Origin of the sequence: Bradyrhizobium cytisi, from assembly GCF_008123515.1 — a bacterium.
Taxonomy (GTDB): Bacteria; Pseudomonadota; Alphaproteobacteria; order Rhizobiales; family Xanthobacteraceae; genus Bradyrhizobium; species Bradyrhizobium cytisi.
Window position 1 is genome coordinate 166,960 of the sequence record NZ_VSSR01000011.1, and the last position, 14,997, is coordinate 181,956.

At 64.6% G+C, this 14,997-nt stretch carries 18 protein-coding genes and 1 tRNA gene; 16 read left to right on the forward strand and 3 right to left on the reverse strand.

Annotated features, from left to right (window positions below; translation table 11 throughout):
• Positions 1-11 precede the first annotated feature (11 nt).
• Positions 12-404, forward strand: coding sequence for a RidA family protein (locus FXB38_RS06230; RefSeq protein WP_148749884.1), 393 nt, complete (start codon positions 12-14; stop codon positions 402-404).
• A 14-nt stretch (positions 405-418) separates the two neighbouring features.
• Complete coding sequence (locus tag FXB38_RS06235; RefSeq protein WP_148749885.1) at positions 419-1,294, forward strand: amidohydrolase family protein; 876 nt, start codon at positions 419-421, stop codon at positions 1,292-1,294.
• A 51-nt stretch (positions 1,295-1,345) separates the two neighbouring features.
• Here the strand turns inward: FXB38_RS06235 and FXB38_RS06240 are convergent, their stop codons facing one another.
• Positions 1,346-2,353 (reverse strand): LLM class flavin-dependent oxidoreductase, encoded by a 1,008-nt coding sequence (locus FXB38_RS06240; protein ID WP_148749886.1) that lies wholly within the window; start codon positions 2,351-2,353, stop codon positions 1,346-1,348.
• A 241-nt stretch (positions 2,354-2,594) separates the two neighbouring features.
• Here FXB38_RS06240 and FXB38_RS06245 point away from each other — a divergent pair, with 241 nt between their 5' ends.
• Genes FXB38_RS06245 through FXB38_RS06255 form a run of 3 tightly spaced genes read left to right on the forward strand, consistent with a single transcriptional unit; the run spans position 2,595 to position 4,264 of the window.
• Complete coding sequence (locus FXB38_RS06245; protein WP_148749887.1) at positions 2,595-3,098, forward strand: peptidase associated/transthyretin-like domain-containing protein; 504 nt, start codon at positions 2,595-2,597, stop codon at positions 3,096-3,098.
• Between the two features lie 35 nt (positions 3,099-3,133).
• The gene (locus FXB38_RS06250) at positions 3,134-3,736 is read left to right on the forward strand and encodes a ferric reductase-like transmembrane domain-containing protein (RefSeq protein WP_430640157.1); all 603 of its coding nucleotides are present in this window, start codon (positions 3,134-3,136) and stop codon (positions 3,734-3,736) included.
• A 39-nt stretch (positions 3,737-3,775) separates the two neighbouring features.
• Entirely contained in the window at positions 3,776-4,264 is a 489-nt protein-coding gene (locus FXB38_RS06255; RefSeq protein WP_148749889.1) for a cyclic nucleotide-binding domain-containing protein, read from the forward strand.
• A gap of 1,000 nt (positions 4,265-5,264) precedes the next feature.
• Here FXB38_RS06255 and FXB38_RS06265 read toward each other — a convergent pair.
• Positions 5,265-5,339 (reverse strand) — tRNA-Thr (locus FXB38_RS06265).
• 315 nt (positions 5,340-5,654) lie between these two features.
• Between FXB38_RS06265 and FXB38_RS06270 the strand changes: the two genes are divergently transcribed.
• The 5 genes from FXB38_RS06270 (at position 5,655) to FXB38_RS06290 (ending at position 9,655) form a co-directional block, all read left to right on the forward strand.
• On the forward strand, positions 5,655-5,861 hold the full coding sequence (locus FXB38_RS06270) for a hypothetical protein (protein ID WP_148749891.1): 207 nt from the start codon (positions 5,655-5,657) through the stop codon (positions 5,859-5,861).
• Between the two features lie 39 nt (positions 5,862-5,900).
• A complete protein-coding gene (locus FXB38_RS06275) occupies positions 5,901-7,607 on the forward strand; it encodes an FAD-dependent oxidoreductase (protein ID WP_148749982.1) in 1,707 nt (568 codons plus the stop codon).
• A gap of 179 nt (positions 7,608-7,786) precedes the next feature.
• Positions 7,787-8,095 (forward strand): EthD family reductase, encoded by a 309-nt coding sequence (locus tag FXB38_RS06280; RefSeq protein WP_148749892.1) that lies wholly within the window; start codon positions 7,787-7,789, stop codon positions 8,093-8,095.
• 197 nt (positions 8,096-8,292) lie between these two features.
• Positions 8,293-8,802 carry a hypothetical protein gene (locus FXB38_RS06285; protein WP_148749893.1) on the forward strand — a complete coding sequence of 170 codons (510 nt, stop codon included), beginning with the start codon at positions 8,293-8,295 and terminating at the stop codon, positions 8,800-8,802.
• Between the two features lie 28 nt (positions 8,803-8,830).
• Positions 8,831-9,655, forward strand: a complete 825-nt coding sequence (locus tag FXB38_RS06290) for an alpha/beta fold hydrolase (protein ID WP_148749894.1) — start codon at positions 8,831-8,833, stop codon at positions 9,653-9,655.
• A 9-nt stretch (positions 9,656-9,664) separates the two neighbouring features.
• On the opposite strand, the gene FXB38_RS06295 is transcribed toward FXB38_RS06290, so the two are convergent.
• Entirely contained in the window at positions 9,665-10,318 is a 654-nt protein-coding gene (locus tag FXB38_RS06295; protein WP_148749895.1) for a TetR/AcrR family transcriptional regulator, read from the reverse strand.
• Positions 10,319-10,402: 84 nt separating this feature from the next.
• On the opposite strand from FXB38_RS06295, the gene FXB38_RS06300 reads away from it, so the two are divergent.
• From FXB38_RS06300 to FXB38_RS06325, 6 genes are all read left to right on the forward strand, one after another.
• Positions 10,403-11,341, forward strand: coding sequence for an SDR family oxidoreductase (locus FXB38_RS06300; RefSeq protein WP_148749896.1), 939 nt, complete (start codon positions 10,403-10,405; stop codon positions 11,339-11,341).
• Positions 11,342-11,367: 26 nt separating this feature from the next.
• Positions 11,368-12,027, forward strand: a complete 660-nt coding sequence (locus FXB38_RS06305; RefSeq protein WP_187434693.1) for an NAD-dependent epimerase/dehydratase family protein — start codon at positions 11,368-11,370, stop codon at positions 12,025-12,027.
• An 82-nt stretch (positions 12,028-12,109) separates the two neighbouring features.
• A complete protein-coding gene (locus FXB38_RS06310; protein WP_187434694.1) occupies positions 12,110-12,559 on the forward strand; it encodes a DUF2948 family protein in 450 nt (149 codons plus the stop codon).
• A 158-nt stretch (positions 12,560-12,717) separates the two neighbouring features.
• The gene (gene hisD / locus FXB38_RS06315; protein ID WP_148749899.1) at positions 12,718-14,013 is read left to right on the forward strand and encodes a histidinol dehydrogenase; all 1,296 of its coding nucleotides are present in this window, start codon (positions 12,718-12,720) and stop codon (positions 14,011-14,013) included.
• Positions 14,010-14,507: a UPF0262 family protein gene (locus tag FXB38_RS06320; protein WP_148749900.1), complete on the forward strand. Its 498-nt coding sequence runs from the start codon at positions 14,010-14,012 to the stop codon at positions 14,505-14,507. The genes hisD and FXB38_RS06320 overlap by 4 nt, the downstream gene beginning before the upstream one ends.
• A 6-nt stretch (positions 14,508-14,513) precedes the next feature.
• Complete coding sequence (locus tag FXB38_RS06325) at positions 14,514-14,981, forward strand: arsenate-mycothiol transferase ArsC (RefSeq protein WP_148749901.1); 468 nt, start codon at positions 14,514-14,516, stop codon at positions 14,979-14,981.
• Positions 14,982-14,997 lie beyond the last annotated feature (16 nt).

Below are 14,997 nucleotides of genomic sequence, written 5' to 3' on the forward strand. Positions count from 1 at the left end.
AGGAAGCGCACATGACAGGCCCAACGCGGCGCAAGAGCATCCATATCGGCGGCTTCAAGCACGCCAATCCGATCCCGAACGCCTGCCGCATCGGCAATCTTGTGATGTCGGGCGTCATCCTCGGTCGCGACGGGGCTGGCACGATGCCGGAGAGCCTGGACGCCCAATGCGCCAACATGTTCGCGCATATGAAGGCGACCGTGGAGGCTGCGGGCGGCACGACGGACGACATCATCAAGATGACGGTGTGGTTGAAGGACCGCACGCAGCGCGGCCCGGTCAATGTCGAATGGCTGAAAATGTTTCCGGACGAGCATTCGCGCCCGGCGCGTCACGCGCTGCCGATGGACAACATGGACGGCGGCGCACTGGTGCAGTGCGACTTCACCGCCGTGATCGACTGAGGGAGTTTTTGCACATGCCGACCTATCTGCCGTTCGATCCGAACCCGCGCCGTCCGGTCAAGGCGCCGCCGCCGAAAACCGTCGACAGCCAGTTTCACGTGCTCGGCCCCGTCGACAAATATCCGGAACGTCCGGGCGCGGCCTATCGGATGCCCACGGCCACCTGGGAAGCGGCATTGCGCATGCACAAGACGCTCGGTATCGAGCGCGGCATCATCGTGCAGACAACGACCTACGGCGCCGATCATTCCGTCGTGCTCGACGGTCTCGCCGCGATGGGCCCGAACTATCGCGGCTGTGCCAATGCCTTGGTGTTTGCTGAAGCGAACGATGCTTATCTTGCCAAACTGCACGACGCCGGCGTGCGCGGCGCGCGCTTCAGTTTTCGACAGGAGCTGGGTGCCGTGCTGTCCGATGCCGATTTCGCCCGGGCGATTGCACGAATCCGCGAGCTCGGTTGGTACGTCAAGATCCAGCCGGAGAAGGACGGCATCGTCTCCAGCGTCGCCAAATACGAAAATCTCGACGTGCCCGTGTTGATCGACCATATGGCGCGCCCCGACCCCTCGCGCGGCAAGGACGATCCGAACCTGCGCAAGATGCTGGAGCTGCTCAAGAAGGGCAATTTCTGGGTCATGCTCTCGCTCGGCGAGAAGACCTCGCAAGCGGGCCCGCCGTATGACGATGTCATTCCGATCGCGCGCAGCTATATCGAGGCCGCGATCGACCGCTGCGTCTGGGCCAGCGACTGGCCGCATCCGGTCTCGGTGAAGCAGCCGCCGAACGACGCCGATCTGCTCGAATTGATGTTCCGTTACGCGCCCGACCAGGCGGAGCTGGAGAAGATCCTGGTGCACAATCCGGCGAAGCTGTTCGGGTATACGGATTAGAGGCTCGGGACTCGCCAAGAGCGCACCTTCGTCGGGGTGCGCACATCGCGCTCACAGCACCGGCTGCTTAGCCAGCCGATCCCGCACCTCGGCTGAGATCTCGAACGAGTGCAGCCGCGCGGCGTGATCGTAGATCTGTCCCGTGGTCATCAGCTCGTCGGCTGCGGTGTCGGCAATCAGCGCCTTCAGCTTCTCTTCGACGACCGCGGGCGAGCCGACTGCGGAGCAGGCCAGCGATTGCGCGACGCCTGCCTTCTCGGCCGGCGACCACAGCGCGTCCATGTCGTCGACCGGCGGCGGCAGCTGGCCGGGCGTGCCGCGGCGCAAATTGATGAACTGCTGCTGCAGCGAGGTCAACATGCGCTGCGCCTCGCCGTCGCTGTCGGCGGCGAACACATTGACGCCAACCATCGCATAGGGCTTGTCGAGCTGCGCCGAGGGCTCGAACCGCGCGCGGTATTCGCGCAGCGCCGGCATCATCATCTGCGGCGCGAAGTGCGAGGCGAATGCGAAGGGCAGCCCCAGCATCGCCGCGAGCTGCGCACCGAACATGCTCGAGCCGAGGATCCAGAGCGGCACCTTCGTCCCCATGCCGGGCACGGCGCGGATCGCCTGGTTCGGCTGCACATTGCCGAGCAATGCCTGCAGCTCCAGCACGTCATGCGGAAAATTCTCGGCAGCCGTCGCCAGATCGCGCCGCATCGCCCGCGCCGTGAGCTGGTCGGTGCCCGGCGCGCGGCCGAGACCGAGATCGATCCGCCCGGGATAGAGCGACTCCAGCGTGCCGAACTGCTCGGCGATCACCAGCGGAGAATGGTTCGGCAGCATGACGCCGCCCGAGCCGACGCGGATCGTCCTGGTCCCGCCCGCGACATGCCCGATCACCACGGATGTCGCCGCGCTCGCAATGCCCGTCATGTTGTGGTGCTCGGCCAGCCAGAAGCGCTTGAAGCCCCAGGCTTCCGCATGCTGGGCGAGATCAAGCGAGTTGCGAAACGCCTGCGCGGCGTCGGCGCCCTGCCTGATAGGCGCGAGGTCGAGCACGGAGAAGGGGATCATGCGGGGCACCGGAGTGGAGGGGCAGGATAATGACGCGCGGCGGCGAACAACACATGTAGTGTCAGCGCGTAGGATGGGTAGAGCGTGCTCTGTACCCATCCTACGAAGCTGTTTGAGCGGCCCGCACCTCCGTTCACAACCCTGTTATTGCGACCCATGGCGCCCTTCGTCTCAACTGGGCCTTTCGCGCCTGTTGTTGTACCCTCCGCGGGTCCACCGCACCGTCGCAGGAGGAATCGACATGACCATCGTCGTACTCAGCCGCCGCAATCTCCTCGCCGCCGGCGGCACCGTCCTCGCAACCGGAGTTTTGACAGTCGGGGCTTCCAGACTCCTGCTGCCGGCCCGTGCGGAGGGCCTCGCGCCGACCGAATCGATGACGGGCGGGGCGAACAACTACCGCAAGGGCGCGGCGGTCGTGGAGCGGATCGGCAAGGGCGGCTTCTGGATGAGTGGCACCGTTCGCCGTGCCGGCGACGGGGCGCCGCTTGCCGGGCAGCGCATCCAGATCTGGGCGCACACGGTCGAAGGCCAGGAGCACGAGCCGCAGAGCCACGGCGCCACGCTCACCGACAAGGATGGGGCGTTCCGGCTCGAGATGCCGCAGATCATTCCGATCTTCGGCCAGCCGCACGGCCATCTCGCCTATGACAGCGGTGAGTTCAAAACCGTCTTTCTGCGGCCGATCATGCGAAGCGCGAAGGAAACCAGCCTCGAGGCGCACTTCGTGCTTCAGCCGGCTTGACCGCGTTGCAAGTGAAGGCGTGGAGATCGGCCCGGGTGCCCTTGATCTGGGCCGCCCTTGCTTTGGCCATCGGCGTGCCGATCGCGCTCGCTGCGGCAAGCGAGCAGCTCGCATGGCGCGGTCCTGTCTACATCCTCGCTGGATTCGCAGGCATCGTCGCCCTCGGTCTCGTGCTGGTTCAGCCTTTGCTGATCGGCGGATATTTGCCTGGCCTGTCGGCCTATCGCGGGCGGCGTGCACACCACTGGATCGGCGGCGCGCTGGCCTTCGCGGTGGTGATCCATGTCGCCGGCCTCTGGATCACCAGCCCGCCCGACATGATCGACGCCCTGACCTTCGCGTCGCCGACGCCGTTCTCGCCCTTTGGCGTGATCGCGATGTGGGCCATCTTCGCTGTCGCGCTTCTGGCGCTGCTACGCCGGCGGCTGGGCCTGCGACTGCGAACCTGGCGCATCGTCCATCTTCCGCTCGCGATCGCCATCGTCGCGAGCGGCGTGGTGCATTGCCTGCTAATCGAGGGGACGATGGAGACAATCTCGAAAGCGACGCTCTGTGCATTTGTCCTCGCGGCAACCGCCAAGGCGATGATTGATCTCCGGCGAAAGCGGGCGTTGCGCGGCGAGAGCATTGCGAGGTAGTGAACCGGGCAGAATCGATTGCGATTGCGGGTTGGGGCGATGACTGAAAGTTCTTCCGATCTGAAAGCATTCCTGCTCGCGACGCCGTTCTTCGGCGGTCTCACGGACCCAAGTCTCGACCTCCTGCTATCGATGCTGGTCGAACGCAGCTTCGACGTCGGCGCGACCGTCGTGGCGGAAAGCGAGCCGGGACGCTCGATGTTCATCGTCAAATCCGGTCGTCTCGCGGTGAGCAAACGGGCGAATTCGGGGGACGCCATCCCGATTTCCACCCTTAGGCCCGGCGATTTCTTCGGAGAAATGACGCTGATCGAAATGCAGAACCGCTCCGCCACGGTGGTCGCGGAGGCTCCGACCGTGCTGTACGAGCTGACCGCGCAAAAGCTCTACGCTTGCTACAAGGCCGACATCCACGCCTATGTGATCGTCCTGCAAAACATCAATCGCGAGCTGTGCCGGCGCCTGCGCCGTTCCGACGATCGCCTCACGAGGCATCGAATGGATGAAGAGGGAAACTCTGCGAATTGAATGTGCGTCTCGGCGATGCCGCGAGTTCGTAGCCCGTAGGATGGATAGAGCACTTGCGAAACCCATCATGTTTCGTCACCGGGGAGGGAAGGCCTTGATGGGTTTCGCTTCCGCTCTACCCATCCTACGAGCTACAGCAACGCCAATGAGTGGAGCGAATTTCTATGAAGCCCGAAGGCAACCAAGCCGGAGAGAAGCAGCGCAGTCCCAGTCACGATCAGGCAAAACGCAAACACTATTGAAGCCTTTGGTTCGTCACGAATGACAAAGACGATAATAGATAAAATTTTACCGACAATCGAAAGGAAGAATTAACCTTACTTGCGCCGATCTAACCCGTCGGGCAAAACACCCGGCTCCCACCAAAATCCCGTCAACCCTCCTTCATAAAAATATTCCACTTTACCGAAATTCGGATTTGCGGCACACTCCCGCCATCCTGACCCCTGGGGAGGGGCGATCGTACGTCGTCACGAACGTGGGTTGGGGGGCGGTGGACGCGGCAGCGCCGGCGCGGATGTGGGAGCAGGGCGGGCAGAGGATTGAGCCGAACCCCGTGAGCTCACCGCAAGCCGTGTCGAACGAACGGCGCCTGTATCCCGCGAAGCCCTTGGGCGAAGCGGGATCGCTGCGTACGGCTAAATCGTGTGGTCCTGGCTGTCGTCGCTACAGCCAAGCTTTCGCGGAGGTGTGGAGCGCCCAACCGGGTCAACCACATCGTCAATTCGCTGAAAGCGAGGGAGGCCAGAAGGAACTCGGCTCCCGGGAGAGCGCGGCATACGCCGTCAACCCATCGCGCAGGGAAGGCCGAGTGTTCGGCGTCACCTGTATGCTGCTGTGCGGTCTCCTTGCGCTACACTTTCGCGCAGCGGACCGCGGGTGCCCGTCGGCACCCGGTCTTCCCTGCGCCCTCTTCACGGAGGAGGGCGACGGAAAACAGCAAAACTCGGGCGTTTCGTGCCGCGAGAATGCTGATTCATGCGTACTTCGAGAGATGAAATGGTGCTGCCAGACAGGATTGAACTGTCGACCTCTCCATTACCAATGGAGTGCTCTACCACTGAGCTACGGCAGCATGTGCTGGGATAAGAATCGGCCGCCCGAGGGGCCTACCAAGCGGGCCGATATCTGCCACAGGCCTCCCCGCTGTGCAAGCTTGCAGGACCCGCCAAAGCGAGAAAATCGGGGCGATATCGGGGGTATCACGGCTGCTTTGGCCCGAAACGACCGACTTTCCGTCGATTTTGGTTCCTACTCCCCCGGCCAACTGGCCAGTTGGCCGGTGCGGCGGATTCGACCCATTTTGAGTTTCCACGATCGGGACCGCACGGCCCTCTTGAGCTGCCGCATTCTCCGGGCATGTTATCGCCAACCGCTGTATGGACCCGTGATGGCTGACGAGAACGACAAGAGCACGAGACAGGCGAAGGGATCGCGGGACGACCGCCTGAAATCGGCGCTGCGAGAGAATCTGAAGCGGCGGAAGCTGCAGGCGCGCGAACGCGCCGCAAGCGCCGACCCCTCGCAAGTCGACGATGGTTCCCTAGATGAGGGGACCGTCGGCAAGACTGGACCAATAGACAGGACCGGCCGCTAAAATCGAGCGGCCAGAATTTTTGGAGTGCATGCAGTGACCATGGGGCAGGACAACTCACACCAAACCGAACGCGATGCGATGATGTCGCGCTTCACCCGCCCCGAGCAGACATTTCCCGCGCTGACATCCGCCGAAATCGAGCGCATGAGACATTTCGGCGAGCTCTGCACCTACACAGACGGCGAGCTGCTGTTCGAGACCGGCAAGCCGGGGCCGGGCATGTTCGTCGTGCTGAAGGGCCATGTCGCCATCACCCAGCGCGACGGGCTCGGCAATATCACCCCGTTAATCGACCAGGGACCGGGGCAATTTCTGGCCGAGCTCAGCCAGCTCTCGGGCCGTCCGGCGCTGGTCGATGGTCGCGCCAAAGGCGATGTCGAGACGCTGCTGTTGCCGCCGGAGCGGCTGCGCGCGTTGCTGGTTGCCGAGGCCGAGCTTGGCGAGCGCATCATGCGCGCGCTGATCCTGCGCCGGGTCAATCTGCTGCAGGCCGGCGTCGGCGGCCTTGTGCTGATCGGTCCGTCGCATTCGGCCGGCGTGGTCCGCTTGCAGGGCTTTCTCACCCGCAACGGCCAGCCGCATCATTTGCTCGATCCCGAGCGTGACCGGGATGCCGCCGAGCTGATCGCGCGCTATTCGCCGAAACCTGAGGATTGGCCGCTGGTGGTCACGTCCGACGGCGCGGTGTTGCGCAATCCCGGCGAGACCGAGCTTGCGCGCGCCATCGGCATGATCGGCGGCCCGCGCAACGACCGCATCTACGATGTCGCGATCGTCGGCTGCGGACCGGCCGGGCTTGCGACCGCCGTGTATGCGGCGTCCGAAGGGCTCTCGGTTGCCGTGCTCGACACCCGCGCTTTCGGCGGCCAGGCCGGCGCCAGCGCGCGCATCGAAAACTATCTGGGTTTCCCGACCGGCATTTCCGGCCAGGCACTGACGGCGCGCGCCTTCAACCAGGCGCAAAAATTCGGCGCCGACATCATGATTCCTGTCACGGTGAAGTCGCTCGACTGCACGCGCAAGGACGGTGCGTTTTCCGTCGCGCTCGACGGCAGCGATCCCCTGCGCTCGCGCTCGATCGTGGTCGCGAGCGGCGCGCGCTATCGCCGGCCTGACATCGAGAACCTCGACAAGTTCGAGGGTCGCGGCGTCTGGTACTGGGCCTCCCCGGTCGAGGCGAAGCTGTGCGCCGGCGAGGAAGTGGCGCTGGTCGGCGCCGGCAATTCGGCGGGGCAGGCGGCCGTGTTCCTGTCGGGACACGCCAGACGCGTGCTGATGATTATCCGCGGCGGCGGCCTCGGGGCCAGCATGTCGCGCTATCTCATCGAGCGCATCGAAGCGACGCCGAACATCGAGCTTCTCTTCAACACCGAGATCACCGCGCTCGAAGGCGACGAGGCAACGCTGCTGCGGCGGATCCGCTGGAAGAGCCGGCTGTCCGATGACGAGGATTCCGCCGACATCAAGAATCTCTTCTTGTTCGTCGGCGCCGATCCCGCCACCACCTGGCTCGATGGCTGCGGCGTGACGCTCGATCGCGGCGGCTTCGTCGTCACAGGCGCGCAGTCCGAGCTGAACCAGGGCAAGCTGGTGGCGCCGCTGGAGACCTCCGTGCCCGGCGTCTACGCCGTCGGCGACGTCCGCTCCGGCTCGGTCAAGCGCGTCGGTGGCGCCATCGGTGAAGGCGCGCAGGTCGTGGCCTCCCTGCACGGCTATCTCGGCGACGCCACAAAACCGGCGCTTTAAAGCACGATCCGGAAAAGTGTGAAGCGGTTTTCCGAAAAGATCGTGCTCAAACAATAAGTCAAGGACAAGACAAGCGAATGGCAAGCCGATTGTGACTTGCCATCTTGCCGTGTCCCACGGACTATCGCCTCGTCGCGACCAATCGCGCGTGGAAGAAAAGATTCACAAGGGAGGACTAAATGGCCGAACTCGTCGTGCTCTACAAGACGCCCAAAGACGTTGCCGCCTTCGACAAGCATTATGCCGAGACCCACATTCCGCTCGCCAAGAAATTGCCCGGCTTGAAGAAATACGCCGTCAGTACGGGCGCTGTCGGCTCGCCGGCCGGACCTTCAGGCGTTCATCTCGTCGCCATTCTCTCCTTCGACAGCGTGGGCGACATCCAGAAGGCCTTCGGCAGCGAGGCGGGCAAGGCTGCAGCCGGCGACGTGCCGAAATTCGCCAGCGGCGGCGCCGACCTCTTGATCTTCGACACCAAGGAAGTGTGATCGCGACGATCGATTCAACTTTCGTCGAAAGCTGCCATCGTTTGTGACAGCGCTGCAAAAAAAATCAGCCATGCGTTTGTCGATTCGCACGATGACGCATGGCTGCGCCCGCATATGTGACGTCAGCGCAGGTGGCAATCCGATGAGGAGCGTAATAACAATACTCTGATCTCAATGCTGAGAGTAGGAGAGATGCCATGGTTCTCGGGATGAGCCTGCAAGCCTTCACACTGGTCCATGTCATCATCAGCCTGATCGCCATCGCCGCCGGCCTGATCGTGATGTTCGGCTTGCTCGGCTCGAAGCCGATGCCCGGCCTCACCGCGATCTTCCTCCTCTTCACCATCCTGACCAATGCGACGGGCTTCTTGTTTCCATTCAAGGAGCTGCTGCCCTCGTACATCATCGCTGGCATCTCGCTGGTGCTGCTCGCGATCGCCTGCATCGCGCTGTATGGCATGAAGCTCGCGGGCGCGTGGCGGCCAGTCTACATCGTGACCGCGATGATCTCGCTCTATTTCAACGTCTTCGTGCTGGTGATCCAGTCGTTCCTGAAGGTGCCGGCGCTGGCCGCGCTCGCGCCGGCCGTGCCGCCCGCGCCGCCGTCGGGCCCTGTGTTCGCCGTGGTGCAGGGCATCGTGCTGGTGTTCTTCGTGCTGGTGACCATCGGCGCCTGGCGCCGCTACAAGCCGATGGCGTTCGCCTGATCGCTTCTGACTAAAGGAGTCCCCCCCAATGCCCATCATCACCACCAAAGACGGCGTCGAGATCTTTTACAAGGATTGGGGTTCGGGCCAGCCGATCGTGTTCAGCCATGGCTGGCCGCTGTCGTCCGACGACTGGGACGCGCAGATGATGTTCTTCGTCACCCGCGGCTATCGCGTCGTCGCTCATGATCGCCGCGGCCACGGCCGCTCGGCGCAGGTCGCCGACGGTCACGACATGGATCACTATGCCGACGACCTCGCGGCGGTGAGCGCGCATCTCGACCTCAAGAACGCCATCCATGTCGGCCATTCCACCGGCGGCGGCGAGGTCGTGCACTACATCGCGCGCCATGGTGAGAGCCGGGTGGCGAAGGCCGCAATCCTCTCCGCGGTGCCGCCGCTGATGGTGAAGACCGAGGCCAATCCCGGCGGTCTGCCGAAGAGCGTGTTCGACGGCTTTCAGACGGCGCTCGCGGCCGGCCGCTCGGCGTTCTACCGCGACGTCGCCGCTGGCCCGTTCTACGGTTACAACCGTCCCGGCGCAAAACCGTCGGAAGCGGTGATCCAGAACTGGTGGCGCCAGGGCATGATGGGCGGCGCCAAGGCGCATTACGACGGCATCGTCGCGTTCTCGCAAACCGACTTCACCGAGGATTTAAAGAAGATCAACGTGCCGGTGCTGGTGATGCACGGCGACGACGACCAGATCGTGCCTTATGCCGATTCCGCGCCGCTGTCCGCCAAGCTGCTCAAGAACGGCACGCTGAAGACCTACAAGGGCTTTCCGCACGGCATGCCGACCACGCACGCCGAAACCATCAACGCGGATCTGCTGGCGTTCTTCAAGGGCTGAGCGGATCGCTCACGCCAGGATCGCCCTGATCGCGTCGAAGGTCCGCTTGACGAAGGCCTCCGGCTTGTCGCGCGTGCCTTCGCTGAGCCAGCTCTCGCCGCCGACGCGCATCGCGCCGGTGGCGATCATGGCGACGAGGCGGGCCTTCAGCCGGTCCGACTTGTGCCCCGAGCGTTGCGCAAGTCCGTCCGCGAGCGCGCGCTCGAGCTTTTCGTATTTGAGCTGGTCGCGGGCCTGAAGCGCGGGATTGTCGCGCTTGAGCCGCGACATCGCCGCCGCCTCGGTCGGGTCGATCCGCTTGACCGCGGCTGCGATCGCGTTTTCCGCCGCCGTGAGCATGGACTCATCCGCAGGCCGCGCGAGGATCCCGGCGACCAGCGCGGCGGCCGCATCCTCCTGCCAGGCGGCGACGACGTCCTCCTTCGACGCGAAATAATGGAAGAAGCTCCGGCGCGAGACGTCGGCAGCGGCAGCGATGTCATCGATGGTCGTGGCCTCGAAGCCGCGCTCCAGGAACAAGCCCATCGCCGCGCGCTTCAGCCGCTCGCGGGTTTCCTGCTGCTTGCGCTGGCGCAGGCCGGGGCTGGCAGCGGATTTTGCTCGTGCCGGCAATGGCTTGGCGGCTTTGCTGGCCGATGTCGCGGCGGGCTTCGAAGCCTTCAAATCATTTCACCTCTTGCAAACTTGCACTCAGTGCACATTTAGACCCGTCGCTGGCCTCTTTCCGGCCCTGAACGGAGATATGGCATGACCGACTGGACCACGGCAGACATCCCCTCGCTCAGCGGCAAGACCGCCGTCGTCACCGGGGCCACCGGCGGCCTTGGCTACGAGACGGCGCTGGCACTGGCGGGCGCCGGAGCCATCGTCATACTCACCGGGCGCAACGACGCAAAGGGTCTGCGGGCGATCGAGGGCATTTGCGCCCGGTTTCCCAACGCCCTGATTGCCTATGAACATCTCGACCTCGCAAACCTTGCCTCCGTGGCCGATTTCACCCGGCGCTTTGCCGCCGGCAACGAGCAGCTCGATCTCCTCGTCAACAATGCCGGCGTGATGGCGCTGCCGAAGCGGCGGCAGACCGAGGATGGTTTCGAGCTGCAGCTCGGCACCAATTATCTCGGCCACTACGCCCTGACCGGCCGCCTGTTGCCACAGCTTCGCCGTGCGAAAGCTGCGCGCGTTGTTAATCTCTCCAGCCTCGCGCATCGCTCCGGCGCGATCAATTTCGACGATCTGCAGAGCCAGCGGTCCTATCGTCCCTGGCGTGCGTACTGCCAGTCCAAGCTCGCGATGCTGATGTTCTCGCTCGAATTGCAACGGCGTAGCGATGCGGCGGGCTGGGGCTTGCGAAGCGTTGCCGCGCATCCCGGCTACGCGCGCACCGATCTCATTCCGAACGGGCCTGGCACCAACACCCTGCAATGGCGAGTTGGTCGGTTGCTCCAGCCGTTGATCAGCCAGTCCGCTGCAGAAGGCGCACTGCCCACGCTATTTGCGGCGACGTCGGCGGCCGCTGAGCCCGCTGGCTATTACGGCCCGAACTGGTTCTACGAATTGAAGGGGCCGCCCGTGCCGGCGCGGATCATGCCGCAGGCGAACGATTTCGCTTCGGCGGCCATGCTGTGGGATGTCTCGGCGACGCTGACCGGTGTATCCTTCGACGAGATCGCGGCCGCCGCATGAGCCGTGACTTCGGTGGGGACGTCCCGATGCATGTCATCATTTTCGGCGCGACCGGCATGGTCGGGCAGGGTGCGTTGCGCGAGTGCCTGGTCGATGCCGGCGTCGAGCGCGTGCTGGTGGTCGGGCGCAGCCCGACCGGCGTGCGCAACGGCAAGCTGACCGAGATCATCCACGACGATTTCACCGATTATTCGGCGATCGAGGCGCAGCTCTCAGGCTATGACGCCTGCTTCTTCTGTCTCGGCGTCTCCTCGATCGGCATGAGTGAAGAGCGCTACCGCCATCTCACCTACGACATCACGCTCGCCGCGGCGACGACGCTGGCGCGGCTCAATCCGCAGATGACCTTCACCTATGTCACCGGCGCCGGCACAGATTCCACCGAGCAGGGCTCGCGGATGTGGGCGCGCGTCAAGGGCAAGACCGAGAACGATCTGCTCAAGCTGCCGTTCAAGGCCGCCTATATGTTCCGGCCCGGCGCGATCCAGCCTCTGCACGGGATCCGCTCGAAGACGCCCTGGGTGCAAGCGGTCTATGATGTGACCTGGCCGCTGTGGTCGGTGCTGCGCCGGATCTCGCCTGGGCTCGTCACCTCGACCGAGCAGATGGGCCGCGCCATGATCCATGTCGCCCGGGTCGGCTATCCCAAGAAGCTGCTGGAGATGAAGGATATCAATAGCCTCTAGTCCGCGTGATCGCTAGCTTGCGCGGAAATTTCGGCAGCCCGGCGCGTTGAGCCGTATCAGCCCTCGAGGAGAAGTGTCGGTGATGTCTCCCCAGCTCAAACTGATCGCGCTCGATGCCGACGATCTCGCGGTGATCTCGACCCATGTGCAGGACGCCCGCGTGCAGCCTTCCGACATCATCTGGCGGCAGGGCGAGAAGCGCCTCGTGGTCGGCATGAGCCGGCTAGACTGGGAGCAGACGCTGGCGGGCGAGACCGGGCCGCGCCGGCTGGTCTCAGCGCTCCGCTTCGACCGCGTGCTCGCCTGCAAGTCGCGCAACATCGATCTCGCGACACCCGAGGCGGTCCTGGACCTCGTCGGCATCGAGTTTCATCCCCGGGACGGCCGCGATGAGGAGCCCAGCGGCAGCGCGCTCTTGCTGTTCGCCCAGGGCGGCGCCATCCGGCTCGACGTCGAATGCCTGGAATGCGAGCTGACTGATCTGGGCGCGGACGAATTGGGAACGGGGCTGGGGATCGAGGGGGAGGGGTGAGGTTGCCTGTATACCTGCCGAACCGGCTCAGGCCCTCGCCGGAACGGTAGCTTCCAAAGGGGGCTGCCAAGGGTTGACGCAGCTTCCCCGCCGCGCCATTGAGCAGGGGGCCGGTGAGCCAGACGGCGCCCCATTGACCAGCAGAAGCCAAGCCCAAAATGCCCGTTCGTCTCGACCGCAGCAGCGCCGATTTTGACCAGCGATTCGCGGCCTTCCTCGCCGCCAAGCGCGAGATCTCGGCCGATGTCGAGGCCGCCGCGCGCACCATCGTCGATGACGTGGCCAGGCGCGGCGATGCTGCCCTGCTCGAGGCCACGGCAAAGTTCGACCGGCTGACGCTGGATGCTTCCGGCCTTCGCGTCTCGACCGCCGAGATCGAAGCCGCGAAAAAGGCCTGCGATGCCGCAACGCTGGATGCGCTCAAGCTCGCGCGGGACCGCATCGAGACCTACCATCGCCGTCAGCTGCCGAAGGACGAACGCTTCACCGACCCGCTCGGTGTCGAGCTCGGCTGGCGTTACACCGCAATCGAATCCGCCGGCCTCTACGTGCCCGGCGGCACTGCGGCCTATCCGTCGTCGGTGCTGATGAACGCGGTGCCGGCGAAAGTCGCCGGTGTCTCGCGCCTGGTGATGGTGGTGCCTTCGCCCGACGGCAAGCTCAATCCGCTGGTGTTGGCGGCAGCGCATCTCGGCGGCGTCACCGAGATCTACCGCGTCGGCGGCGCGCAAGCTGTGGCCGCGCTCGCTCATGGTACCGCGACGATTGCGCCGGTCGCAAAGATCGTCGGTCCCGGCAATGCCTATGTCGCCGCCGCAAAACGGCTGGTGTTCGGTAAGGTCGGCATCGACATGATCGCGGGCCCCTCCGAGGTGCTGGTGATCGCCGACGACACCGGCAACGCCGACTGGATCGCCGCTGATCTCTTGGCGCAGGCCGAGCACGATGTCAGCGCGCAATCGATTCTGATCACTGACTCGGCGCGCCTCGCCGCCGATGTCGAGAAGGCTGTCGAGGCGCAGTTGAAGACGCTGCCGCGCGCCGCAATTGCTGGCAAGTCCTGGGCCGATTTCGGCGCCATCATCATGGTGAGCTCTCTCGCCGACGCAATTCCGCTCGCGGACGCGATCGCTGCCGAGCATCTCGAGATCATGACTGGTGATCCCGACGCGCTCGCCGCTAAGATTCGCAACGCCGGCGCCATCTTCCTCGGGGCGCATACGCCGGAGGCGATCGGCGATTATGTCGGCGGCTCCAACCACGTGCTGCCAACGGCGCGCTCGGCGCGATTCTCCTCAGGCCTCGGGGTCGCCGATTTCATGAAGCGGACCTCGATCCTGAAATGCGGCCCGGACCAGCTGCGTGCGCTGGGGCCGGCTGCGATGACGCTCGGACAAGCGGAGGGGCTGGATGCCCATTCGCGCTCGATTGGATTGCGCCTCAATCTGTCATGACCCAGCCCCTCGAACAGGACGCCTCGACCAATCGCATCGTCGCGGTCACGCTCGACGAGGACTCGATCGGCCGTTCCGGGCCCGACATCGAGCATGAGCGCGCGATCGCGATCTACGATCTGATCGAGCAGAATTTGTTCGCTCCCGAGGGCGCCGACGGCAAGGGCCCATTCACGCTGCATATCGGCATCACCGGCAGCAGGCTGATGTTCGACATCCGCCGCGAGGACGGCACGCCCGTGGTCGCGCATCTGTTGTCGCTCGGACCGTTCCGGCGGATCGTGAAGGACTATTTCATGATCTGCGACAGCTATTACCAGGCGATCCGCACCGCGACCCCGGACAAGATCGAGGCGATCGACATGGGGCGCCGCGGCATCCATGACGAGGGATCGCGCACGCTGCAGGAGCGGCTGAAGGGCAAGGTGCGGGTCGATTTCGAGACCTCGCGCCGGCTGTTCACGCTCATTACTGTCCTTCATTGGAAGGGTTAAAAGGGGATGGCTGCGCCCCCACGCGCACGCGATCCGCAATCGGTGCTGTTCGCTTGCGCGATGAACAGCGTGCGCTCGCCGATGGCCGAGAGCCTGCTGCGGCACATGTTCGCGCAGGGTCTCTACGTGAAATCGGCCGGTGCGAGGAAGGGCGAGCTCGATCCGTTCGCGATCGCCGTGATGGCCGAGCTCGGCCAGGACATCTCCACCCACAGGCCGCAGACGTTTGAGGAACTGGAGGACTGGGAGGGCCTGAATTTCGACCTCATCATCACGCTCTCGCCCGAGGCGCACCACAAGGCGCTGGAGCTGACCCGCACGCTTGCCGCCGACGTCGAATACTGGCCGACGCAGGATCCCACCACCATCGAGGGCAGCCGCGACCAGAAGCTCGCCGCCTATCGCGAGGTCTGCGACCAGCTCCTGATGCGGATTCGCCGGCGTTTCGCCAAGGTCGGCGCGGCGAGCGGGTAGCATTGGGCAGGCGTAA

Coding starts and splice junctions, on each gene's coding strand:
- FXB38_RS06230 (WP_148749884.1), top strand. CDS start 12: ATGACAGGCCCAACGCGGCGCAAGAGCATCCATATCGGCGGCTTCAAG.
- FXB38_RS06235 (WP_148749885.1), top strand. CDS start 419: ATGCCGACCTATCTGCCGTTCGATCCGAACCCGCGCCGTCCGGTCAAG.
- FXB38_RS06240 (WP_148749886.1), bottom strand. CDS start 2,353: ATGATCCCCTTCTCCGTGCTCGACCTCGCGCCTATCAGGCAGGGCGCC.
- FXB38_RS06245 (WP_148749887.1), top strand. CDS start 2,595: ATGACCATCGTCGTACTCAGCCGCCGCAATCTCCTCGCCGCCGGCGGC.
- FXB38_RS06255 (WP_148749889.1), top strand. CDS start 3,776: ATGACTGAAAGTTCTTCCGATCTGAAAGCATTCCTGCTCGCGACGCCG.
- FXB38_RS06270 (WP_148749891.1), top strand. CDS start 5,655: ATGGCTGACGAGAACGACAAGAGCACGAGACAGGCGAAGGGATCGCGG.
- FXB38_RS06275 (WP_148749982.1), top strand. CDS start 5,901: ATGGGGCAGGACAACTCACACCAAACCGAACGCGATGCGATGATGTCG.
- FXB38_RS06280 (WP_148749892.1), top strand. CDS start 7,787: ATGGCCGAACTCGTCGTGCTCTACAAGACGCCCAAAGACGTTGCCGCC.
- FXB38_RS06285 (WP_148749893.1), top strand. CDS start 8,293: ATGGTTCTCGGGATGAGCCTGCAAGCCTTCACACTGGTCCATGTCATC.
- FXB38_RS06290 (WP_148749894.1), top strand. CDS start 8,831: ATGCCCATCATCACCACCAAAGACGGCGTCGAGATCTTTTACAAGGAT.
- FXB38_RS06300 (WP_148749896.1), top strand. CDS start 10,403: ATGACCGACTGGACCACGGCAGACATCCCCTCGCTCAGCGGCAAGACC.
- FXB38_RS06305 (WP_187434693.1), top strand. CDS start 11,368: ATGCATGTCATCATTTTCGGCGCGACCGGCATGGTCGGGCAGGGTGCG.
- FXB38_RS06310 (WP_187434694.1), top strand. CDS start 12,110: ATGTCTCCCCAGCTCAAACTGATCGCGCTCGATGCCGACGATCTCGCG.
- hisD (WP_148749899.1), top strand. CDS start 12,718: ATGCCCGTTCGTCTCGACCGCAGCAGCGCCGATTTTGACCAGCGATTC.
- FXB38_RS06320 (WP_148749900.1), top strand. CDS start 14,010: ATGACCCAGCCCCTCGAACAGGACGCCTCGACCAATCGCATCGTCGCG.
- FXB38_RS06325 (WP_148749901.1), top strand. CDS start 14,514: ATGGCTGCGCCCCCACGCGCACGCGATCCGCAATCGGTGCTGTTCGCT.